The 22828-nt window shown below is 71.8% G+C and carries 20 protein-coding genes; 12 read left to right on the top strand and 8 right to left on the bottom strand.

The features are described from left to right. Positions 1–204: 204 nt before the first annotated feature. Together OG542_RS22790 and OG542_RS22795 are read left to right on the top strand one after the other, a co-directional pair. The gene (locus OG542_RS22790; protein ID WP_184597832.1) at positions 205–594 is read left to right on the top strand and encodes a RidA family protein; all 390 of its coding nucleotides are present in this window, start codon (positions 205–207) and stop codon (positions 592–594) included. Between the two features lie 105 nt (positions 595–699). Further along, positions 700–2160, top strand: a complete 1461-nt coding sequence (locus OG542_RS22795) for a PAS domain-containing protein (protein WP_328413419.1) — start codon at positions 700–702, stop codon at positions 2158–2160. A 58-nt stretch (positions 2161–2218) separates the two neighbouring features. Here the strand turns inward: OG542_RS22795 and OG542_RS22800 are convergent, their stop codons facing one another. Further along, positions 2219–2974 carry an SIS domain-containing protein gene (locus OG542_RS22800; RefSeq protein WP_328413421.1) on the bottom strand — a complete coding sequence of 252 codons (756 nt, stop codon included), beginning with the start codon at positions 2972–2974 and terminating at the stop codon, positions 2219–2221. 282 nt (positions 2975–3256) lie between these two features. Here OG542_RS22800 and OG542_RS22805 point away from each other — a divergent pair, with 282 nt between their 5' ends. Continuing rightward, positions 3257–3949: a metal-dependent transcriptional regulator gene (locus OG542_RS22805; RefSeq protein ID WP_193479796.1), complete on the top strand. Its 693-nt coding sequence runs from the start codon at positions 3257–3259 to the stop codon at positions 3947–3949. 603 nt (positions 3950–4552) lie between these two features. After that, positions 4553–5515 carry an alpha/beta fold hydrolase gene (locus OG542_RS22810; RefSeq protein WP_328413423.1) on the top strand — a complete coding sequence of 321 codons (963 nt, stop codon included), beginning with the start codon at positions 4553–4555 and terminating at the stop codon, positions 5513–5515. A gap of 10 nt (positions 5516–5525) precedes the next feature. Here OG542_RS22810 and OG542_RS22815 read toward each other — a convergent pair whose 3' ends face one another. The 3 genes from OG542_RS22815 to OG542_RS22825 form a co-directional block, all read right to left on the bottom strand. Further along, positions 5526–7118 (bottom strand): transporter, encoded by a 1593-nt coding sequence (locus OG542_RS22815; RefSeq protein WP_328413425.1) that lies wholly within the window; start codon positions 7116–7118, stop codon positions 5526–5528. Continuing rightward, positions 7115–7906: an ABC transporter ATP-binding protein gene (locus OG542_RS22820; protein WP_328413427.1), complete on the bottom strand. Its 792-nt coding sequence runs from the start codon at positions 7904–7906 to the stop codon at positions 7115–7117. Before OG542_RS22820 ends, OG542_RS22815 begins: the two co-directional genes overlap by 4 nt. A 114-nt stretch (positions 7907–8020) precedes the next feature. Then, positions 8021–8683, bottom strand: coding sequence for a bifunctional DNA primase/polymerase (locus OG542_RS22825; RefSeq protein WP_328413429.1), 663 nt, complete (start codon positions 8681–8683; stop codon positions 8021–8023). Between the two features lie 307 nt (positions 8684–8990). Here OG542_RS22825 and OG542_RS22830 point away from each other — a divergent pair, with 307 nt between their 5' ends. Then, the gene (locus OG542_RS22830) at positions 8991–10376 is read left to right on the top strand and encodes a transcriptional regulator (RefSeq protein ID WP_193479800.1); all 1386 of its coding nucleotides are present in this window, start codon (positions 8991–8993) and stop codon (positions 10374–10376) included. 201 nt (positions 10377–10577) lie between these two features. Then, positions 10578–12503, top strand: coding sequence for a hypothetical protein (locus OG542_RS22835; protein ID WP_328413432.1), 1926 nt, complete (start codon positions 10578–10580; stop codon positions 12501–12503). A 37-nt stretch (positions 12504–12540) separates the two neighbouring features. Here OG542_RS22835 and OG542_RS22840 read toward each other — a convergent pair whose 3' ends face one another. Continuing rightward, positions 12541–13851, bottom strand: coding sequence for an ABC transporter substrate-binding protein (locus tag OG542_RS22840; protein WP_328413434.1), 1311 nt, complete (start codon positions 13849–13851; stop codon positions 12541–12543). A gap of 117 nt (positions 13852–13968) precedes the next feature. On the opposite strand from OG542_RS22840, the gene OG542_RS22845 reads away from it, so the two are divergent. Together OG542_RS22845 and purU are read left to right on the top strand one after the other, a co-directional pair. After that, a complete protein-coding gene (locus tag OG542_RS22845; protein ID WP_328413436.1) occupies positions 13969–14469 on the top strand; it encodes an SCO4402 family protein in 501 nt (166 codons plus the stop codon). Positions 14470–14515: 46 nt separating this feature from the next. Beyond that, complete coding sequence (gene purU / locus OG542_RS22850; RefSeq protein ID WP_328413438.1) at positions 14516–15397, top strand: formyltetrahydrofolate deformylase; 882 nt, start codon at positions 14516–14518, stop codon at positions 15395–15397. Positions 15398–15516: 119 nt separating this feature from the next. Here purU and OG542_RS22855 read toward each other — a convergent pair whose 3' ends face one another. Together OG542_RS22855 and OG542_RS22860 are read right to left on the bottom strand one after the other, a co-directional pair. Then, a complete protein-coding gene (locus OG542_RS22855; RefSeq protein WP_328418052.1) occupies positions 15517–16791 on the bottom strand; it encodes a zf-HC2 domain-containing protein in 1275 nt (424 codons plus the stop codon). Between the two features lie 11 nt (positions 16792–16802). Continuing rightward, on the bottom strand, positions 16803–17384 hold the full coding sequence (locus tag OG542_RS22860) for a sigma-70 family RNA polymerase sigma factor (RefSeq protein ID WP_311126291.1): 582 nt from the start codon (positions 17382–17384) through the stop codon (positions 16803–16805). Between the two features lie 361 nt (positions 17385–17745). Here OG542_RS22860 and OG542_RS22865 point away from each other — a divergent pair, with 361 nt between their 5' ends. Continuing rightward, on the top strand, positions 17746–18126 hold the full coding sequence (locus tag OG542_RS22865; protein ID WP_184597849.1) for an STAS domain-containing protein: 381 nt from the start codon (positions 17746–17748) through the stop codon (positions 18124–18126). Between the two features lie 168 nt (positions 18127–18294). Continuing rightward, positions 18295–18807 (top strand): EF-hand domain-containing protein, encoded by a 513-nt coding sequence (locus OG542_RS22870; protein WP_328413441.1) that lies wholly within the window; start codon positions 18295–18297, stop codon positions 18805–18807. Between the two features lie 86 nt (positions 18808–18893). Here OG542_RS22870 and OG542_RS22875 read toward each other — a convergent pair whose 3' ends face one another. Then, the gene (locus tag OG542_RS22875; protein WP_328413442.1) at positions 18894–20408 is read right to left on the bottom strand and encodes a class I adenylate-forming enzyme family protein; all 1515 of its coding nucleotides are present in this window, start codon (positions 20406–20408) and stop codon (positions 18894–18896) included. Positions 20409–20498: 90 nt separating this feature from the next. Here OG542_RS22875 and OG542_RS22880 point away from each other — a divergent pair, with 90 nt between their 5' ends. Then, entirely contained in the window at positions 20499–21695 is a 1197-nt protein-coding gene (locus OG542_RS22880) for an amidohydrolase family protein (RefSeq protein WP_328413444.1), read from the top strand. Continuing rightward, positions 21695–22828 carry an acyl-CoA dehydrogenase family protein gene (locus OG542_RS22885; RefSeq protein ID WP_328413446.1) on the top strand — a complete coding sequence of 378 codons (1134 nt, stop codon included), beginning with the start codon at positions 21695–21697 and terminating at the stop codon, positions 22826–22828. The genes OG542_RS22880 and OG542_RS22885 overlap by 1 nt, the downstream gene beginning before the upstream one ends.

The following is a 22828-nucleotide window of genomic DNA, read 5'->3' on the forward strand; positions in this document are numbered from 1 at the left end:
TGACTGCTGGAGATTGGGCCGGCTGCGCGCTTCGCTCACGCGCTGGTCCGGCACCGCACTGTGTGTGGTGTCGGGCCGCTAGCCCGCAGCCACCTCACGCGTCCGGTTCTCATACATCTGCCGAACCACCTCCTCTCTCGTGTACCTGGAACCCTAAGAAACCGATCGGCCTCGGATCAACCGTTTTTTTGAGACCTTGACTCCATGACGCAGCGAAGGGCGATTCTCAGCGGTTCGGTGTTCGAGGAGCGGATCGGGTACGCGCGGGCCGTGGTCGACGGGGACTGGGTGCACGTGTCGGGGACGACCGGGTTCGACTACACGGACATGACGATCTCCGAGGACGTGGTGGAGCAGGCCGAACAGTGTCTGCGGAACATCGGGGCCGCGCTGGAGGAGGCGGGGTGTTCGTTCGCGGATGTGGTGCGGGTGCGGTATCTGCTGCCGGAGCGGGAGGACTTCGAGCCGTGCTGGCCTGTCCTGAGGAAGTGTTTTGGTGAGGTGCGGCCGGCCGCGACGATGTTGGTGTGCGGGCTGGCGGACCCTCGTATGAAGATCGAGATCGAGGTGTACGCGCGGCGGGGGAGCGGGTGATGTGGTGCCGGGCGACTGCCGGGCGTCGACGTGGGGAATGCCCTCGTACAACGATTCCTTCAATGTTGCGGGAACACGGTGTGCGCTGGGTCACGTTCCAGTTGAATGATTGCAAGTAGCGAACCGACGTGCCGTACGTGCGGACGCAGCCTGCAGGGGGTCCAGGTGAGTGCTTCCCGGCGTAGTGGGACCACCGACGAGCTGGGGCCCGATGAGCCCGAGCGGGACAGTTCGGATGGTTCGGATCTGCTTGCCGCGTTGCTGGACGGGATGGACGCGGCCTTGTGCGCCTTCGACGCCGACGGTGTCGTGACGCACTGGAACCGTGAGGCCGAGCGGATTCTGGGGTGGAGCGCGGACGAGGCCGTGGGGCGGCGGGGCCTGGCCGGATGGGCCGTGCGCAGCGCGGACGCCGAGGAGGTCGAGAGCCGGCTGCTGTCCGCGATGCACGCCCCGGGCCGGCAGGTGCACGAGTTCGCGTTGCTGACGAAGGACGGCGGGCGGGTGCTCGTACGGACCCAGTCGGCGGCCGTACGAGGTCCTGACGGGAAGCCGGCGGGTGTGTACTGCGCCTTCAGCGAGGTGCACACGCAGATCGATCTGGAGCGGTCGATCGCGTTGAGCGAAGCGCTGTTCGAGGACGCCAGCTGGGGCGTCGTGCTCGTGGATGTCGATCTGCGGCCGGCCGTGGTGAACGCGCACGCGGCCAAGGCGCTGGGCACGGGGCGTACGTCCGTGCTCGGCCGGCCGCTCGGGGATCTGCTGTCGCAGGGCGTGGAGGAGCTGGAGAGCGCGCTGCAGCATGTGCTGGCGGAGGGCGCGCCGCCCGCGCCCGCCGAGGTGTGGGTGGGCGTGCGCATGCCGGAGGGGGAGCGGCGGCGGTGCTGGCGCAGCGGCTTCGTACGGCTGGCCTCGCCGCTCGCGGAGGAGCCGGTTCCGCTGGGTGTGGGGTGGCTGTTCCAGGACGTGACGGAGGCCAGGCAGAGCGAGCAGGAGGCGTCGCTGCTGCGGTTCCGTGCGCAGCAGCTGCACCGGGCTTCGCGGGCCTCCGCCGAGTGCGAGGACCCGGCGGAGGCGGCGACGGTCCACTTGGACTTCGCCTTGGCCGGGTTCGCCGACCACGCGCTGATCGACCGGGTGGCGGGCGGCGCGCTCACCGACGCGCAGACCGAGGGGCCGGTACGGCTGGTGCGGGTCGCCGCGACTCCGTCCGGTGCCCCGGGGCCGAGCAAGCTCTCCGGCCATGCGGGGCTGCCCGCGCGGTATGCCGAGGGGCATCCGGCCCTGCAGTGTGTGGAGCGGGTCGGCGCGCTGCGGGCGAGTGCGGGGGCCGCGTCGCCCGAGGAGGCCCGGCTGTGGGCGCAGACCCGGCAGTGGCCGCCGGACGCGGTGCACGCGCTGTGCGCGGTGCTGCGCAGCCGGGGGCGGACGCTGGGTGTGGTGACGTTCCTGCGGGGGGCCGGGCGCAGCGCGTTCGAGCGGTCCGACGCGATGTACGCGGAGGACGTGGCGGTACGGATCGCGGCGGCCCTGGATCTCGCGGGGTTGTCCGACGAGCAGGGGTGAACCCGGCCCGTCGCCTGGTGCTGGGAGAAGATCCGGTCAGTGCCGGTAGAAGATCCGGTCAGTGCCGGTAGAAGATCCGGTCCCGGTACCGCTCCATCACGCGGCCGTTCCAGTCGTGCCCGCCGTCGACGTTCCCGGAGCGCAGGAGCGGGGGCTCGAGGCCGCGGTCGGCGAGGGTGGCGGCCGTGGTGGCCATGACGGCCTGGAGGAGGGCCGAGGTGACGACCGTGGAGGCGGGGGCGAAGGGGGCCGGGACGTTGTCGAGGGTGAGTTCGGCGTCGCCGACCGCGATCTTCGAGTCGAGGACGAGGTCGCAATGGTCCTTGAGATACGTCCCTGAGGCGTGCCGGGACTTGGTCTCCGAGGCGTAGGCGACCGAGGTCACGCCGATGACCCGTACGCCCAGGGCACGGGCGTGCGTGGCCATTTCCACGGGGAGGGCGTTGCGCCCGGACAGGGAGATGATCAGGAGGGCGTCGCCGGCGCGGAGCGGGGAGCTGTCCAGGACGGCGCTCGCGAGGCCGTCGACGCGTTCCAGGGCGGAGCCGAGCGGTGCGGGCATGACGTCGACGCCGACGACGCCCGGCACGGCGAGCAGGTTCATGAGGGCGAGACCGCCGGCGCGGTAGACGAGGTCCTGCGCGGCGAGGGAGGAGTGGCCGGCGCCGAAGGCGAAGAGGCGGCCGCCGCTCTCGACGGTGTCGGCGAGGAGCGTGCCGGCCGCCGTGACGCTGTCGGCCTCCTCGTCGCGGACCCGCCGCAGCAGGTCGATCGCGGCGTCGAGGAACTGGCCGGCCGGCGCGCGGTCGCTCATACGGGGTCCCTTCAGGATGGCCTCGGTGGGCGCATGTCGCGCATCACGGTGCGGTCTGGACCAGTGCGGTGTCAATACGGTCGTGAAGGCCGGGTCCGGCGTGTTCCGAGGGGCTCCTGGGTCCCCGAAGGGGAAGTGCGTACCCTTCCGCCGGGCCGCGTAATCCCCTGCTTTCCCTCCCGCGGCACGGTTGTCGGTGGTATCCGGCAGAATTGGGTGCAGGGCCAGCGCACGCGCCGGTGAGCAGTCCAGCCTCCGGCAGAACTCATTCGAGGGGCACGTATGTCCGGACTGATCGACACCACGGAGATGTATCTCCGCACCATCCTCGAGCTGGAGGAAGAGGGTGTGGTCCCCATGCGCGCCCGTATCGCCGAGCGGCTGGACCAGAGCGGGCCGACCGTCAGCCAGACCGTGGCACGGATGGAGCGCGACGGCCTGGTGTCCGTCGCCAGCGACCGGCACCTGGAGTTCACCGACGAGGGCCGCCGTCTCGCCACGCGCGTGATGCGCAAGCACCGGCTCGCCGAGTGTCTGCTCGTCGACGTGATCGGTCTGGAGTGGGAGCAGGTCCACGCCGAGGCGTGCCGCTGGGAGCACGTGATGAGCGAGGCCGTGGAGCGCCGCGTGCTGGAGCTGCTGCGGCACCCGACCGAGTCGCCGTACGGCAACCCGATCCCTGGTCTGGAGGAGCTCGGCGAGAAGGACGGCGCCGACCCGTTCCTGGACGAGGGGATGGTGTCGCTGGCCAGTCTGGGCCCGGGCGCCGAGGGCAAGACGGTCGTGGTGCGCCGGATCGGCGAGCCGATCCAGACGGACGCGCAGCTGATGTACACGCTGCGGCGGGCGGGCGTGCAGCCCGGCTCGGTGGTCAGCGTGACCGAGTCGCCGGGCGGTGTGCTGGTGGGCAGCGGCGGCGAGGCGGCCGAGCTGGAGTCGGAGGTCGCCTCCCACGTGTTCGTCGCCAAGCCCTGAAGCCCTGAGCCCGAACGGGCCGCCGCGCCTGTGGCGTTGGCGGGATCCCGTCGTATCCAGGATTCAGTCCGTCGAAGGGCAGCGCTCGTCCGCTTCCCCGTGCGACGCTGTCGCGTGAGGCATATGACCTGAGGGCTCTTGGCCGTGGTCCGGCAGCGATGTCGCCCGGCCGGGGAGGGGGCGGAAGGATGTGCCGTGGAGATGTGGAGGGCCCCGGCGCCTTGTGGCGCCGGGGCCTGTCCTCCCCTGTGCTGACCCGGAGCCCCGAGCTCTCAGGGTCATCCCCCTCGGACCGGTTTCCCCGAGCGGTCCGCCTCCCGCTGAAGATCTCCCCTCGGCAGCGGCGATCAATCCCTGAGGATGGTCACTCGAACGAGGGGTGTTGCCCGCGAGAACAGCATCCTCGAATGGGCATTCGATAGTCTGCGGGTGAAGCACGGCACGGATTCACCCGCGGTCACGGTCGGCACGGCACAGCGACTAGTGCGGCGACAAGCACAGCGGCAAGGCACAGCAAGAAGGCGCAGCAGGCAGAACACGGTTCACAGGACCGAACAGCCGGAGACGGCCACGGTCCGCGCGAAGCTTGGGGGGTGCCAGGGCATGGCGCGACGCATCGACGTGACCGGGACGGGCGGCGTACGCCTCGCGGCCTGGGAGTTCGGAGACCCGCCCAAGACGGATCCGGCGCACGACTCGCACGACCCGCACGACTGGCACGACCCGCAGCACCCGCACGACGCGCATGATTCACATGACCCGCAGCGCACGCCCGGCGCGCGGACCGCACCGAACGGCTCCCCGGGCGTGCTGTTACTGCACGGCTTGATGGGCCGCGCCTCGCACTGGGCGTCCACCGCCCGCTGGCTCTCGGGCCGGTACCGCGCCGTCGCTCTCGACCAGCGCGGCCACGGCCGCAGCGACAAGCCCCCGCAGGGAGCTTTCTCCCGTGACGCCTACGTCGACGACGTCGAGGCCGCTCTGGAACAGCTCGGGCTCGACCCGGTCGTCCTCATCGGCCACGCCATGGGCGCGCTGACCGCCTGGCAGCTCGCCGCCAAGCGCCCGGACCTGGTCCGTGGGCTGATCATCTGCGATATGCGGGCCTCCGCGCTCGGCGCGGCGTCGCAGCGTGAGTGGGACCAGTGGTTCCAGTCCTGGCCGCTGCCCTTCGCCACACTCGCCGACGTCCGCAAGTGGTTCGGCGAGGACGACCCCTGGGTGGAGCGGCCCAATCCGGCCCGCGGCGCGTTCTACGCCGAGGTGATGGCCGAGTCCCCGGACGGCTGGCGCCCCGTCTTCGAACCGGAACAGATGCTCCGCTCCCGCGAGACCTGGGTGTACGACGCGCACTGGGAGGAACTGACCCAGGTCAGGTGCCCCGCCCTGGTCGTGCGCGGCCTCGACGGCGAGCTGGGCCGCGCCGAGGCCCAGGAGATGGTCCGCGTCCTGCCCCGGGGCCAGTACGCGGAGGTCGCCGACGCCGGCCACCTGGTGCACTACGACCAGCCGGAGGCCTGGCGCGCGGCGATCGAGCCGTTCCTGGACGCCCTCAGCACGACCTGAGACGGACAGGTCACCCCTTGCTGACCGCCCCCAGGATCTCCGGCAGCCGCCGGGCCGTCTGCGGAGCGGCCAGCCGCAGCCCCACCGCCGTCATCGCGGCCCCGTAGAGCGTGCCCGCCGGCAGCAGCAGCCACGTCCAGTCGTCGCCCTCGGCGCTCACGTTCAGCCAGATCGTGAGCGCGATGACGGGCGCGCACAGCACGGCGGCGGCGATCATCCCGCCGAAGATGGAGATCCAGGCCAGCCCCGTCTGCCCGGGCGCGACGTTCTTGTAGCCCTCCTGCGGGATGGAGTAGGGGAAGCGGGCGGACGTCCACGCCCCGGTCGCGAGCATCGCGCCGAGCAGTGCGAAGGACAGCCCCAGCGCCTCGGGCAGCCGCCGCCAGTCGCCGAGCATCGCGGTCGTCACCACGGTGACGAGCGTGGCGTACGGCAGGGTGATCAGCAGCAGGGCCAGCGCGCGGGCGCGCAGCTCGACGTAGGCGTCACGGGTTGAGGAGATCGTCATCGCGACCATCCAGAACGCGGAGGTGTCCTGCCCGAACTGGTTGTACATCTGGATGCCGAGCATCCCGGCGGCGAAGCACGCGAAGTACACGGACCCGGTGCCCTGCCAGGCGTTGAACACCGGCACGATCAGCCCGATGGCCAGCGATGTCACCCAGGCGGCCTTGGTCTTGGGGTCGCGCCACACATATCGCAGGCTGCGCTCCATGACCGTGCCCGTGCGCCCGGAGGGCAGCAGCCGCGCGAGCCCGGTCGAGGACCGCTCGCGGCCGGCCGACTCGGCACTGGGCAGCGTGGACCCGTCGGGCGAGGTCATCAGCCGGGTCAGATGCCGCGTCCACACCCCGACCAGCGCCACCAGCGCGCCGGCGGTCAGTGCCAGTTGGGCGGCGGCGCGACCGTACGACCCCTCGCCCACCGCGTGCACGGCGCCGATCGCCGATGCCGGCGGCACCCACTGGAGCACGTCCGCGACCGGGTCCAGCTCGCCCAGCCCTGCCGAACCGAGTCGCTGCGCACCGAAGTTGACGATCTGCGCACCGACGGCGATGACGAGCCCGCTCAGCACCGCGAGGTCGCGGCCCTTGCGGCTGGTCAGCAGCCGTACGTTGGCGGCGGCGACGGCCCGCGCGAAGGCCACGCACACCAGCAGCGCCAGGGCGACCGCGACGACGCCCACCGCGAACGCCGCCCCGCCCCGGGCGACAGCGATCACGGAGCCCACCAGCAGGCACAGCGTGAACAGCGGCCCGATGCCGACCAGCGACGCGGTGAGCAGGGCGCGTACCAGCGGCCGGGGCCGCAGCGGCAGCATCACCAGCCGGGTCGGGTCAAGCGTCTCGTCACCACTGGGGAAGAACAGCGGCATCACCGCCCAGCCCAGCCCCAGTACCGCGACGGCCAGCACGGCCAGAGCCTCGACGTGCGCGTGCCCGCGCAACGCGATCAGACCGAGCAGTTGCAGCACGGCGAAGAGCAGGGCGAAGACGGCCGACGCGATGTAGGCGGCCTTGCGCCCGCCGGACTGCCGCAGCCCGTTGCGCAGCAGCGACAGCTTCAGCCGTACGACGACGGGGGTGAGGGCGGGGGCACTCACCGGGCCCCGCCGCCCAGCCAGTCGAGGTCGGACCCGGCGTCCCGGCTCTGCGCCCCGACGAGTTCGAGGAACGCCCGCTGCAGCGAGGGCGCGTCACCGCGCACCTCGGCGAGGGTCCCGGTGGCCCGGATCCGCCCGGCGGCCATCACGGCCACCCAGTCGCACAGCGACTCGACGAGCTCCATGACGTGGGAAGAGAACACGACCGTGGCGCCCGAGGCGGTGTACCGCTCCAGCACGCCCCGGATGGTCTGGGCGGAGACGGGATCGACGCCCTCGAACGGCTCGTCCAGGAACAGCACTTCGGGATTGTGGAGGAGGGCGGAGGCGAGCCCGATCTTCTTGCGCATGCCGGTCGAGTAGTCGACGACGAGCTTGTGCTGGCTGCCGGCCAGATCGAGTACGTCGAGGAGCTGCGTGGCCCGCTTGTCGACCTCGGCACCGGGCAGCCCTCGCAACCGCCCGCTGTACGCCAGGAGTTCCCGCCCCGACAGCCGCTCGAACAGCCGCAGCCCCTCCGGCAGCACCCCGATCCGGGCCTTCACCTCGACGGGGTCCCGCCACACGTCGTGCCCGACCACCTCGACGGTCCCATGATCGGGCCTGAGCAGCCCGGTCACCATCGACAAGGTGGTGGTCTTCCCGGCCCCGTTCGGCCCGACAAGCCCGATGAACTTGCCCGCGGGCAACTCAAGATCGACCCCGGCAACAGCGACCTGCTGCCCGAACCGCTTCCAGAGCCCTTGCACCCGTACAGCGCTGGATCCCACCGCGTCTCCCTCCGTCACCCAGAACCCTACGGTGGGGAAACGTCCTTCTTTTAGGGGCGCGGGGAACTGCGCGATCGACCACGGACAGCCCGCAGCCGCCACACAACGGCAACCGGGCAGACGAATGGGTGCCTATCGATCCCTACCGCACGCATAGGCCAACGGCGAGATCAACTCCTCCGCATCCGGCAACCACCGATTCGCAGGCGTAGGCCGGCAGGCCCACTGCACAGCCCCCCGCGACCCGAACCGCGTGGGCGGCGCCGCCACATACGCCCCTTCACCCAGCACGGCCAGATCCAGCGAGGACAACGACCACCCCAGCTTCCGCACCAGGTCCGGGATCTTCACCGCGGCCCCCGGCAGCACGAAGAACTCCATCCGCCGATCCGGCGTGAGCGTCACGGGACCCAGCGTCAGCTCCATCCGCTCCATCCGCGCGAGCGCCAGGAACCCGGCCGTCTCCGGTACGGAGATCGCGTCGAACGTCCGCCCCGTCGGCAGCAGGATCGACGCCGTCGGCTGCTTCTGCCACATCCGTCGCGCGACGGTCGCACTGCCCGTCGCCTGCGTCGCCCAGTCAGGGCGCGCCGGGTGCGATCCGGGTGCCGGGCACGCGGCGTCACCGCAGGAGCACTGCTGACGTCCGTCGACGGCTTCCAGCCAGGTGCCGGGGAACACGTCCCAGTGGCGCTCCTCGGCGTAGCGGACAGCGGTCTCCAGCAGCGATTCCCCGCGCTGCTTCGGGATCTGAGCGGCTTCGGTGCCGGCGATCGTCTCTTCCACGATGAACACAACTCTGGTCGTCACCAGGGGTTACGCCCGCCGCCGTGCGCGGGGAGGAGCACCGCCCCTGTCCTCGGGGCGCATGGGTGCATGTGCGGGGGCGCGCAGGAGGATCCGTGGCCGGAGCTGGGTAGCCACGAGTGGGGTCGGCAACTGCCGTTACCCCGGCATTCCTCACATGCCTCGCATTTTCGCCTGGTCGGCGGGGCATTGATCTTCACGGCCGGATCTTTTCGCCGGGACGTGAGGGGGTTCGGCCGCGGAAGACACGTCAACTCGGTGCGTGGGCAGGCACCGCAGCCTCAGGGGGTACGCCATGGCCGCAAGGCCGCTCGTCGCCCGGCAGCCGAACGAACGGCTGCAGGCGCTCATCCAGGAAGCCGGATGCTCCAACGCCGGCCTCGCCCGCCGGGTCAACATGTGCGGTGCCGAGCACGGCCTCGACCTGCGCTACGACAAGACGTCGGTGGCGCGCTGGCTGCGCGGGCAGCAGCCGCGGGGCCGGGCCCCGGCGATCATCGCCGAGGCGCTGGGCCGCAAACTCGGCCGTACGGTCACGATCGACGAGATCGGCATGGCCAACGGCAAGAACCTCGCCTCGGGCGTGGGTCTCCAGTTCTCGCCGACGGTACTGGGGGCCATCGAGCAGGTCTGCGAGCTGTGGCGCAGTGACGTGGGGCGGCGGGACTTCCTGTCCGGCTCCTCCGTCGCGGCGTCCGCGCTGGTCGAGCCCAGCCGTGACTGGCTGATCTCCGCGCCCGACGGCCAGGTGTCGCGCTCGGCCGGACCGCGCGTGGGGCAGTCCGATGTGCAGGCGGTCCTCGCCATGACGCAGGCCCTGGTGGATCTCGATCACCAGTACGGCAGCGGGCATGTGCGCCCGGTCGTCGTGCACTACCTCAACAGCGTGGTCTCGGGGCTGCTGGCGGGGTCGTACCGGGAGGCGGTGGGGCGGGACCTGTTCGCCGCGGTGGCCCGGCTGACGGAGCTCGCCGGGTACATGGCCGTGGACACCGGGCAGCCCGGTCTGGCGCAGCGCTACTACATCCAGGCGCTGCGGCTGGCCCAGGCGGCCGGCGACCGGGGCTACGGCGGGTATGTGCTCGCCGCCTCCATGAGCCATCTCGCCGCACAGCTCGGGAACCCGCGGGAGATCGCGCAGTTGGCGAGGGCGGCGCAGGAGGGGGCGCGGGGGCGCGTGTCGCCACGTGCGGAGTCGATGTTCCTCGCGGCAGAGGCGCGCGGGCACGCCCTGATGGGCGACGTGCGCGCCGCCCAGTCGGCGGCCGGGCGCGCGGTGAGCGCCCTGGAGGCGGCGGACCCGGCCGCCGGGGACGATCCGGTGTGGATCGCGCACTTCGACGAGGCCTACCTCGCCGACGAGTTGGCCCACTGTCACCGGGACCTGGGGCAGGCCGACGCGGCGGCGCGGTGCGCGCAGGAGTCGCTGGCCGGTCATCCCGAGACGCGGGCGCGCCGCCGGGCCATCGGTTATGTGCTGTTGGCCACGGCGCAGGTGCAGCAGCGCGAGGTCGAAGAGGCGTGCAGCACGGGCATGAAGGCCGTGGAACTGCTGGAGGGGCTGCGGTCCAACCGGGGCGCCGAGTATCTGGAGGACTTCCAGCAGCGGCTGGAGCCGTACCGGGAGGAGGCGGTGGTCAGGGAGTTCGGGGCGCGGCTGGACCTGCAGGCCGCGGCGTGAACACAGGGTCTGCGGATGCGTGAACGTGTGGGAAACGGCCGCTGGGTGCGCAGGAGGTGACATGAACAGCGTGCCGTGACCCGGTTGTGTTACCGCGCTCACAGGGCTTGGGGTCAGGCCCTGTGCTGCGTGGCACGGGGCTCTGGGGACCCGGTAGCGTGACCCGACGATTCACAAGGTCCCCCATAAGTAGGAGTCCCGGTGACGCAGAGTGGACAGGGCGAGGAGCCCTCGGCGCGCCCCGCGCGCGAAGGCATCGTGCTGCCCTCCGACGGTGGCGAACCCCTGCTACCGGGCATGACGGGCGGACCCGGTGACGCCCCGGCCGGCCGCCGGCCCGGCCCGCCCCCGACCGGCCAGGCCCCGGCCTCCGCTCCCGCCGGGGGCCAGACCTGGGGCCAGCCGTGGGGCCCCGACCAGCAGACCCCGCCCCCGCCGCAGGACAACAGCTGGCAGTCCCCGCAGTCCCAGCAGTGGACGACCCCGGAGCCTCCGGCGTGGGACGACCGGCACTCCGCGCCGGGCGCGCTCCCCCACGAGGGCACCCAGCCCCCGAACCCGTACGCCGGCTACGGCACTCCGCCCGACGCCTCCCAACTGCCCCCGGCCACCGGCCCGTACGGCACCCCGCTGCCGCCGGCCACGGACGGCTACGGCTCTCCTGCCGGGGGCGGTCTGCCGCCGGCCTCCGAGGGGTACGGGTCCGCTGCCGCGGGCGGTTCGCTGCCCCCGGCCGCCGACGCGTACGGCTCCCCGGCCGGAGGTAACCCGCTGCCGCAGACGGGTGCCGGTGGACACGGGGCCGGGCCCGCCGGCGCCCCGCTGCCGCCGGCCACGGACCGATACGGGTCTCCTGCCGAGGGCGGTCTGCCGCCGGCCGCCGATGCGTACGGGTCCGCTGCCGCGGGCGGCTCGCTGCCCCCGGCCGCCGGTGCGTACGGTCCTCCAGCCGGGGGTGCCCCGCTGCCGCCGGCCACGGACGGGTACGGCTCGCACGCGGGGGGCGGTCTGCCGCCGGCCGCCGACGCGCACGGCCCCGCTGCCGGAGGCGCCCCCCTGCCCGCGCCCGCCGACGAGGGGGCGACCCAGTACCTGCCGCCCGTCGCCGCGCCCGCCGACGAGGGGGCGACGCAGTACATACCCCCGGTGGGCCCGGGTGCGCTGCCGCCCGAGACGCCCACCGGTCACGACCCCGAAGCGACCACGTTCCTGGGGACCGCACCCCGAGCCGGAGCCGGACCCTTGCCGCCTGCCTCGAATCCGGACGCCGAGGCGACGCAGTACATCGCGCCGGTGCCCGGCGGGGACAAGCAGCCGCCCGCCGAGTTCGACAACCTCTTCCGCAGCGACCACGGCGCCGAGAGCCCGGCCGCGGCCACGCAGCAGATGCCCCGCTTCGAGCAGCCGCAGGCGCACTCCCCGCACGGCGCCCCCCAGCCCTCCTACGTCCCGCCCGGCCACTCCGGCGGCGGGCGGTCCGGCCGTGGCGGCCGTACCGGCTCGCGGGTCCCGGTCATCGCGGCCGTCGGCATCGGCATCGCCGTCCTCGGCGTGGGCGCCGGCGCGCTGCTCGCCGCCGGCGGAGGCGGTGACGACGACGGCAGCGACAACAACAAGACCGTGGCCGCCTCGGCACCCGCGACGGACGACTCCGCCTCACCCTCCGCCGACCCGGCCCGCGCGCAGGCGGTCGAGCTGGACAAGCTGCTCGCCGACAGCGGCGACAGCCGCAGCACCGTGATCAACGCCGTGGCCGACGTCAAGGGCTGCGACAACCTGCCCCAGGCGGCCAAGAACCTGCGCGACGCGGCCAAGCAGCGCACCGAGCTGGTCACCCGGCTCTCCGGCATCGCGGTCGACCAGCTGCCCCAGCACGCCGCGCTGACCACCGCCCTCACCAAGGCGTGGCAGGCCTCGGCGTCGGCCGACAACCACTACGCGGCCTGGGCCGACCAGACCGCCGGCAAGAAGGGCTGCAAGAAGGGCCAGGCCCGTACCACCGGCCAGACCCAGGCCGCCAACCGCGCCAGCGGCACCGCGAGCACCGAGAAGACCAAGGCGGCCGGGCTGTGGAACTCGATAGCGAAGACGTACGGCCTGACCGAGCGTCAGCCGACGCAGCTGTGACGTGAGCTGATCCGGACGTGAACCGCCGAGCGGGGGCTCAGTAGTTCACGTCGGCGTCCTGCAGCGTCCTCGTCGTGTCGACGAAGCCCTTCCGCGCCGACACCAGCCGCCCTTCCCGCACCACCTGAAGGGTCACGTTCGCATTCACCAGGCGCGGGAAGCCGACGGCGGCGAGCTTGTCCTGGAACTGCCACCGCAGCGTCGGCGTGAGCCCGCCCGTGCTGACCCTGAGGCCGTCGTCGAGGGCCCCCGTGACGGTGTCGGCGCTCACCTCGCCGCCGCCGAGCGACTCGACGATCTCCTTGAACACGGTGTAGGCGATCCAGGTGGTCTGCACTCCGGCGTCCGCGGCGTCGATGCGGTTGTCGCCGAAGGCCTCCTCCTTGATCACCTGCTTCATCCCGTCCCAGCGGGCATCGCTCGCCACGGGGTACCAGCCGGTGATGTACGAGCCCTCGTACGGTCCCGAGGCGCCGCCGGTCGCGTCGATCACCGTCTGGTCGACGCTGCCGAGCACGGTGGCCGTCCGTACGTCGGGATAGTCCTCGCGGGCCCGCCGGAAGGAGTCCATGAAGGTGCCGTTGCGGTCCCCGAGCGCGGGCACCACACACCCCTCGTCCCCGGAGGCGGAGGTCGTCGTCTCCAGCGCCCGCTCGGCCTGGCCGTCGTACTCGGTGGCGTCCTCCGCCGCCCGCTGGTCCCGCGCCGAGGTGTGCCCGCCCGCCTTCAGGCCGGAGTCGAGCAGCGGAGGCAGCTGGTCGCCCGCGATGGTGTCGGGCCGCACCAGGGCGACCGGCCCGCAGCCGGCGAGGGACCTGCCGAGACCGGCGAGCAGCGCGGGCTGGCCGCCGTTGACGGGGTAGGACAGGGGGCTGGTGAACTCGGCGTTGGTGATGCCGTAACCGCCTATGTACGGGATGCCCGCGCCCTCCAGGGAGGGGAAGAAGGAGTCGGCGTACTGGCTGTAGGATCCTACGACCGCGACGACGTTCTCCTTGGCGGCCCGCCGGGCGCATTTGGCGGCGGCCACGCTGTCGTTGTGGTCGTTGCAGGTCAGCACGTTGAGCTTGCGGCCGTTGATCCCGCCCTTGGCGTTGATCCAGCGGGCGTAGGCGTGGGCGAAGGCGGGCATGCCGGGCTTGTTGGTGGCCTTGGTGTCCTGCGGCGCCCAGGTCATGACGGTGATCGGATCGTCCCCGGCATCCCCCGTGGTGCCGGGGACGACCCCGCAGCCGGCGAGGAGCGACACGCACGCGGCCGCCGTGCCCGCGGAGAGGATGCCTTTTCTGGCGTGACTGGTGAGGAGGCCGGGGAGGGATGTGCTGCGGTTGCGTCGCCTGCCGGTCATGGTCCCGCACGATTCCGTTACATGGCCAACCCGAGAGTGATCTCGGGTCAACGGTTGGTGACGTGCAGGTGAATTACGGGGGTCTGTGTGATCGATGTGGAGGGGAACGTACGATCGATGACCGTGCAAGCTTCGGAGAACTCTTCCCGTCGTGGCCGTCGCTCATCCACCATGGGCGGCATGCCTGCCAACGACATGCCGTGGTGGCGCTGGCGCAGCAACGTGCGCTCGGCGCTGCACATGCTCTCCGATCCCGGGTTCCAGCGGGACGTCTGGCTGGCCGGCGTGGACGGCTACGGCGACGTGACCGACGCGGTGTACCGGCTGGTCGAGGACACCTGGCTGGATCACTGGTCCGCCGAGAAGTACGTGGGCACGGTCTTCCGTGACTCGCAGGAGGCCGCCCTCGTCGACAGCGCCGTGCTGCGGGTGCTGCGGATCATGCACCAGGTCGGTCCGGACGCGCCGGTAGCCGCGTACCTCGAACACCAGGCGTGGCCGGAGGCGATCCAGGCGGCCCGGGACGCGCATGTGCGGCTCGCCACCAGCGACGGCGAGGAGCCGGACACGCCGCCACGCAGCCTGGAGGTACTGCGGATCATGACCAGGTCCGCCTAGCGGGACGATTGCGGGCGGTGCGGTCGCCTGTGGGAACCTGTCCTGCATGAATGAGCAGTCCACCACCGCCGCGACCCCGCCCGACCAGTACGTCCTCACCCTTTCCTGCCCGGACAGGAAGGGCATCGTGCACGCCGTGTCGAGCTATCTGTTCATGACCGGCTGCAACATCGAGGACAGCCAGCAGTTCGGCGACCACGACACGGGACTGTTCTTCATGCGCGTCCACTTCTCGGCGGACGCCCCCGTGTCCGTGGAGAAGCTGCGGGCCAGCTTCGCGGCGATCGGTGACTCCTTCCAGATGGAGTGGCAGATCAACCGGGCCGACCGGAAGATGCGCATCCTGCTGATGGTCAGCAAGTTCGGGCACTGCCTGAACGACCTGCTGTTCCGGGCGCGGACCGGTGCGCTGCCGGTGGAGATCGCCGGGGTGGTGTCCAACCACAAGGACTTCGCCGAGCTGGTGGGCTCTTACAACATCCCCTTCCACCACATTCCGGTGACGAAGGACACGAAGTCCGAGGCGGAGGGGCGGCTGCTGGACATCGTGCGTGAGGAGGGTGTCGAGCTGGTCGTGCTCGCCCGGTACATGCAGGTGCTGTCGGACGATCTGTGCAAGGCGCTTTCCGGGCGGATCATCAACATCCACCACTCGTTCCTGCCGAGCTTCAAGGGGGCGAAGCCGTATCACCAGGCTCATGCCCGGGGTGTGAAGCTGATCGGCGCGACGGCTCATTACGTGACGGCCGATCTTGATGAGGGGCCGATCATCGAGCAGGAGGTCGAGCGGGTGGGGCATGACGTGACGCCGGAGGGGCTTGTTGCCATTGGGCGTGACGTGGAGTGTCAGGCGTTGGCCCGGGCGGTCAAGTGGCATGCCGAGCGGCGGATTCTGCCCAATGGGCGGCGGACTGTGATTTTCGCCTAGGAGCTCGGGTCGTCCCGTTTGTGGGCGAGTGCGGGTGGTTTGTGGTTGTTCGCGCCCACGCGGCGGAGCCGCATATCGACACAGCCCCGCGCCCCTGGGGGCGTGCCCTGCTGTGGGTTCTACATCCTGCTCAGTGAAGCGGCAGCGAACAGGACGTCTTTGATCGCCTCTCTATCTCCCACCTGGCCCGCTGCTGCCTCCTGTGGGGGTACGTGGCCTGCTGCCAGGCGGCAGAACTCGACGCCGTCCAGGGCCACGTGGGCCACCTCGTGTTCCGCGGAGCCCTTGGCGGCGGGGGAGTCGAGGGGGATCAGCCACTCGCCGCCGCCCGAGCCCTCGATCTCCAGGCGGAGGCTGCGGCCCGGTTCGCCCGCCGCCACGAGGTGGCGGTGGAGGGCGGGTGCCGCGAGACCGGCGCGGCGGCGGTGTGCCAGGGCCGTCGGCAGCATGCGGGCCGCAAGGTCGATCATGCGGTGCAGATGGCGCGGCGAGGGCGGGGCGTAGGGGTAGTCGACCGCGTCCGCGATGTCCTCCGCGTGCACCCAGCACTCGAAGGCCCGGTCGAGCATCGCGTCGTGCAGGGGCAGTGCGAAGGCGCCGTACGACACGGGCATCTTGCCCGCGCCGCCGCCCGTGAACGACACCGTGCGGACGAGGCTGTGGCTCTGTTCCCGCCAGGGCCCCCGCACGGCCCGGGTGGGCGGGAAGTGGGAGGCCCGCCAGTACGCCTCGGTGCGGGCCGCCGGAGTCGGGTGCCGGGACGTGACGTCGCCCAGCGGGTCGTCCAGGCCCAGCGCGAGCGCGACGAGCCCGTCGACGCTGAGCAGATGCGCGATGACCCCGGCGACGGTCGTACGCCGGCTCGTCGACGCGTCGGCCCGGAACCAGCGCAGCCGTACCGGCGCGTGCCACTCGGCCTCGCCGAAGTCCTGGAGCAGGGCGTCCAGGCGCGCCGTCTCGGCGTCGTACGCGGCGGCCCAGTCCGGCACCGGGATGCGCGGCGGGCGCCGCTCCAGGCAGGTCTCCAGGACGCGGGTGCGCAGAGACGGGTCCAGGTCGAGGCTCTCGGGCCGTTGCAGCAGCCCGACCGCCTCGCGCAGCCGCCGCGCCTCGTCGGCGCACTGCCCGCACTCGCCGAGGTGCTCCTCGACGGCCACGGCCTCCTCGGCCGAGCAGGCGGCCAGCGCCCAGGCGCCGAGCAGGGCTTTCAGCACGGGGTGCTCCAGCACGGGCCGTACGGGAGGCAGTGCCGCGTCACCGAGGTCCGCCGGCGCGGGCAGCGGCAGCCCGCTGTCCTCGACGGAGGCCCGGGGCATGGGGATCCGGGGCGGTTTCCCCGGCTCCGGTCCGTCGTCGTACTCGGGCCCGTCCGGCTCGCCCGGGCCCGAGGGGATGTCCGGCCCGCTCACACCGCACCCCCGTGTCCGTGCGGTGCGCCGGGCGGCTCGGTCTCGTGGGCGGTGGACAGGAGCTGGAGGCCCAGGCGCAGCCGGCGGCGGGCCTCGTCCTCGGTGATGCCGAGGTCGGTGGCGGTCTGGCGGTAGTCGCGGCGCTGGAAGTACGCCCGCTCCAGGGCCGAGCGCAGCGGGACCGGCATGGACTGGACGATGTAGTCGGCGCGGGCGGCGACCGAAGCGCGGCGCACCCGGTGCTCCAGCTCCTCCGCGCTGCCGGAGCCGTCGCGGGCGAGGGCGGCGGTCTCGGTGGCGCGCAGGCGTTGCACGGCCAGGCGGTGGGTCAGCGTGGCGACCCAGGTGCGCAGCGGGCCCTGCCGGGGGTCGTAGGCGTCCGGGTGTTCCCAGACGTGGACGAAGACCTCGCGGGTGATGCCGTCGGCGGCGCGCTCGTCGCCGAGGACCCGGTGGGCGAGGCCGTGCACGAGGGAGGCGAACCGGTCGTAGAGCTCACCGAGGGCGGCGGCCTCCCCGCGGGCGAGCCGCTGCTGCATCTTGCGGTCCCAGCGGGGCGGTACGTCCTTTTGCGCCATGCGGCCCCCTCACCCCCTGCTCGTGTCCCGCGCCCGTGCCCTGTCCAGCGTGTGCCTGATGTCTCCCCGAATGTAGTCGGCACGTCCGGTAGCGCACGCCCCTTTGTGGCAATGTGCGCCCCCTGACCGACCGCAGGTGGTAGAGGCCACCGGCGCCCGCACCGGATGTCGTCGGGGGCGCGGCTACCCGTCCGCCCTCCGATCAGACCTGACTGAAAGGGATCGAACAGGATCGAAGCCGACTAAAACAAGCCTCATTCAAGGGGGATCCGTTTTCCGGGTTGTGTTTCAGGGAACGGCCGCTGGGCAGCCGCGCTGCAAGGAAGCGTAGGGACTGCTTCCGTTTTGGCGATCGAAGGGCGTGGTGGTGACCTTCAAAGTGACCGGCGGCGAGCAGGGCGAATGGGCCGTGCTCCAGGTGTCCGGCGAACTGGATCTGGTGACCTCGCCGGTGCTGCGTCAGCGTGTGCACGACGTAGTGGCCGAGGGGCACCACTGTCTTGTCCTCGACCTGTCCGACGTGTTCTTCTGCGATTCCAGCGGCGTCGGCGTGCTCATCGCCGCCCGCCGTCTGATCCGCTCCTGCCAGGGCCGGCTGCGGCTGGTGCTGCCCGCCCGGGGCGCGGCCGACGGGTCCCATGTCAACCGGGTCCTCGGCGCGCTGGGCGTTCGCAGGCTGTTCGACGTGTACGGCGATGTGGGCGCGGCCCTGGGTGACGAGGGCGAACCCCTGTCCGCGTGAGGGGTCGATGACGCACGGTAGGGCGAGTGTTGCCGTTCTGACACGCTGTTGTCGCGGAATTCCCCCGGTCTTGGCGCAAGTGACGTTTTCCCGCGCCCGAACGGCCCCCTCCGTCGTACGCTCCGAGCGAGACGCACCCCACCTGACGTAAGGCGGCCTGAAAGAGACATGGTCAGCAGCGAGTACGAGCGCAGGATCGCCGCCCGGTTCGCCATCTTCGACCAGGACGGCAACGGCTACATCGACCGCGAGGACTTCTACGGGGCGGCCAAGGCGCTGCTCGCGGAGTTCGCCGTAGCGGCCCGGTCCGACAAGGGACAGGCGCTGTACGGCGGCGCGGAGGCGTTCTGGCAGGGCATGGCGGGCATCGCGGACCGCGACGGCGACCAGCGCATCACGCGCGAGGAGTTCGTCCACGGCGCGGTCAAGCGCCTGCGCGACAACCCGGACCGGTTCGCCGAGATCGCCCGCCCCTTCCTGCACGCGGCACTGGACATCGCCGACACCGATGGTGACGGCGCGGCGACCCTCGAGGAGGTGGCCCGCGTGCTCACCTGCCTCGGCGCCCCCGAGGACATCGCCCGCACGGCCGCCGGCGCGCTCGACGCGGACGAGGACGGCAAGGTCGGCGAGCCCGAGGTCGTACCGGCCTTCGCCCGCTACTTCACGGTGCCCGAGTAGAGCGACTGGTCCGGGTGGCGCCGCCTGCGCGGAGGCGCGCTCGGGCCGCGTCGCCAGCCCGGGCCGCGTCACCCGCCCGAGCCCCGTCACCCGCCCGAGTAGCGCTCGCGCAGCTTGTACTTCAGTACCTTGCGCAGGGTCTCGCCCCGCGGAAGCGCGTCGACCAGCTCCAGGCGCTCCGGCAGTTTGTGTACGGACAGGCCCTCGGTGCGCAGGAAGGCGGTGGCGGCCGGGAGGGTCAAGGGCTCGGCGTCCGGCGGCTGTTCGACCACCGCGCACACCAACTCTCCGCGTGCGGCGTCCGGCAGGCCGATCACCGCCACGTCCCCGACCGCCGGATGCCGGTGCAGCAGGTCCTCGATCTCCTGGGCCGAGATGTTCTCGCCCTTGCGGATGATCACGTCCTTGAGCCGGCCGGTGAGGACCAGGTGCCCGGTCTCCGTCACGTGCCCGAGGTCGCCGGTGCGCAGGAACCCCTCCTCGTCGAAGGCCTCCGCCGTCTGCCCCGGATCCAGGTACCCCTGGCACACGGCCTCCCCGCGCAACCGCACCTCCCCGGCCACGATCCGGATCTCCATCCCCTCCGGCGGCCGCCCCTCGGTGGTCGCCAGCAGCTCGGGGGTGTCGTCCGGCGCCCCCATGGTGATCATGGGCACCTCGGTCATGCCGTACCCGTGGGTGAGCCGCACGCCCATCTCGCGTACGACGGCGTGGTACAGCTCCGGTGGCTTCGGTGCCCCGCCTCCCGCCAGCAGCCGTAGCGTCGGCACCACAGGGGTCCCCGGCCGCTTCCGCTGCTCCGCCAGGAACATCGAGTAAAACGCCGTGGACCCGCCCGCCACGGTCACCCCGTGCCGGCGGTAGGACTCCAGCGCGTCCGGCATCGCGAACTGCTCGAACAGCACCGCCGGGAAGCCGTACAGCAGCAGCATCACCGTGTAGTCGGGCCCGCCGATATGGGCGTACGGGAAGGCGATCGACCCCACGTCGTCCCCCGAGGGGCGCAGGGCGTGCGCGAGGCAGGAGCCGCCCGCGATCAGGGAACGGTCCGTGTGCAGCACGCCCTTGGGGTCGGAGGTCGTGCCGGACGTCCAGTAGATCCAGCGGACCGTGGTGCCGTCGGTGGGAGGGGGAGGCAGGACGGACGGGTCGCCGTCGGGCAGGTCGCCGTACGCCTCGAAGACACCCTTCGCGCCCAGCCGCCGGGCCATCTCCGCGTGGTCGAAGCCGCGCCACTCGCCCGGCACCGCGAAGAACTCCGCCCTGGACTCGCGCAGCGCGAAGCCGGTCTCCCGCTCCCGGTAGAAGGGGATGACCGGGGTCTGCACGGCGCCGATGCGGGCCAGCGCGAAGGACAGCAGGGCCGTCTCGATCCGGGTGGGCAGCTGCCAGGCGACCACGGTGCCGGGGCGTACGCCCATGCCGTGGAGCCCGGCCGCGACCCGCTCGGCCCGGGCGCGCAGAGCGCCGAACGTCAGCGTGCGCCCCCCGGGCCTGTCGTCCTGGAGGAAGAGCGGGCGGTCCGGGGTGAGGGCGGCGCGGCGGATGACCAGCTCCCACAGTGTGCGGGACGAACTCAGGGCGTGCGGGGTCTCGTTCACGACTGCCCCCTTGCTTCTTGGCTGACGGGTCGTCAGGTGGGATGCTACCTGACGGTGTATCAGATAAGTACCGTCCGGCGGAGGGGACCCATGGCGACCGAACTGCCCCGCATCATCAGCGTCGACGACCACGTGATCGAGCCCGCCCACCTCTTCGACACATGGCTGCCTGCCAAGTACCGCGACCGCGGACCCAGGTCCCTGACCGCCGGGATCGGTGAACTCGCCTACGTCGGCGGCAAGTACCGGATCACGATGGACCCGGACGGCCCGCCCACCGACTGGTGGATCTACGAGGACCTGAAGTTCCCGTACAAGCGCAACATCGCCGCCGTCGGCTTCGACCGGGACGAGATGACCCTGGAGGGCATCACCAGGGAGGAGATGCGGCGCGGCTGCTGGGATCCGAAGGCCCGCCTGGAGGACATGGACCTCAACCATGTCGAGGCGTCCCTCTGCTTCCCGTCCTTCCCCCGCTTCTGCGGCCAGACCTTCGCCGAGGCGCACGACAAGGAGGTCGCCCTGGCCTGTGTGCGCGCCTACAACGACTGGATGGTCCAGGAGTGGTGCGGGGACAGCGGCGGGCGGCTCATCCCGCTCTGCCTGATCCCGCTGTGGGACGTCGAGCTGGCCGTCGCGGAGATCCGGCGCAACGCCGAGCGCGGGGTGAAGGCGGTGACCTTCTCCGAGATCCCCACCCACCTCGGGCTGCCGTCCATCCACTCCGGCTACTGGGACCCGTTCTTCGCGGTCTGCCAGGAGACCGGGACGGTCGTCAACATGCACATCGGGTCCTCGTCCCAGATGCCGGCCGCCTCCCCGGACGCACCGCCCGCCGTCCAGGCCTCGCTCAGCTTCAACAACGCGATGGCCTCGATGATGGACTTCCTCTTCAGCGGGGTGCTGGTGAGGTTCCCGCGCCTCAAACTCGCCTACTCCGAGGGCCAGATGGGCTGGGTCCCCTACGCCCTGGAGCGCGCCGACGACGTCTGGGAGGAGCACCGCGCCTGGGGCGGGGTCCGCGACACGATCCCCGAGCCGCCGTCCACGTACTACTACCGGCAGATCTTCTGCTGCTTCTTCCGCGACAAGCACGGCGTGGCCTCGCTCGACGTCGTCGGCCGGGACAACGCCACCTTCGAGACGGACTACCCGCACGTCGACTCGACCTTCCCGCACACCAAGGAAGTCGCCCTCGACCACGTCAAGGGCCTCGACGACGAGACGGTCTACAAGCTGATGCGCGGCAACGCGATCCGCATGCTCGACCTGGACCTCGACCGCTGATGGACCTGTCGTACACGCCCGAGGAGGAGGAGTTCCGGGCCCGGCTGCGGGAGTGGCTCGCGCGGACGCTCCCCGGCCTTCCGCCGGGGCCGTCGCCCGGCGACTGGCCGGGGCGGCGGGCCTACGACCTCGGCTGGCAGCGCAGGCTCCACGACGCCGGATACGCCGATGTCCACTGGGGCGCCTCCCCGACCATCCGGCTGATCTTCCTGGAGGAGACCGAGAGGGCAGGCGCGCCCTACGTGGGCGCCAACTTCGTGGGACTGCTGCACGCCGGGCCGACCATCGCCGCCGAAGGCACGGACGAGCAGCGGGCGCGCTGGCTGCCGCCGATCCTGCGCGGCGAGGAGGTCTGGTGCCAGGGCTTCAGCGAACCGGAGGCCGGCTCCGACCTCGCGGCCCTGCGCACGCGCGCGTGGCGCGACGGCGACCAGTACGTGGTGACCGGCTCCAAGATCTGGACCTCCCACGCGGAAGTCGCCGACTGGTGCGAGCTGTTGGTCCGCACGGACCCTTCGGAGCCCAGGCACCGGGGTATCACCTGGCTCGCCATGCCCATGGACGCGCCCGGCATCACCGTACGGCCGCTGCGCACGCTGGCCGGGTCGGCCGAGTTCGCCGAGATGTTCCTGGACGAGGTGCGGGTGCCGGTCGCGCACCGGGTCGGGGACGAGAACGACGGCTGGCGCGTGACGATGGTGACCCTGTCCTTCGAACGCGGCACCGCCTTCGCCGGCGAGGTCGTCGCCTGCCGCCGGGTCCTGGGCGAACTGGCCGTCGAGGCCCGCAGGAACGGCCGCTGGGACGACACCGCGCTGCGGCGCCGGCTGGGCAGGCTCAACGCCGAGTTCCTGGCGCTGTGGCGGCTCACGCAGTGGAACGTGAGCGCGGCGGAGGCCTCGGGCGGGGTGCCCGGGGTCGGAGGCTCGGTCTTCAAGCTGCGGTACTCGCACGCCCGCCAGGAGCTCTACGACGCCGCCGCCGACGTGCTGGGCCCCGACTGCCTCGACCTGGACCGGCCCTGGACCCTCGACCGCCTCTCCTCCCTCTCGTACACCATCGCGGCCGGTACCTCGCAGATCCAGCACAGCATCGTCGCCGAGCGGATCCTCGGCCTGCCGAAGGGACGGTGA

Origin of the sequence: Streptomyces violaceus (assembly GCF_036014075.1) — a bacterium.
Taxonomy (GTDB): domain Bacteria; phylum Actinomycetota; class Actinomycetes; order Streptomycetales; family Streptomycetaceae; genus Streptomyces; species Streptomyces violaceus.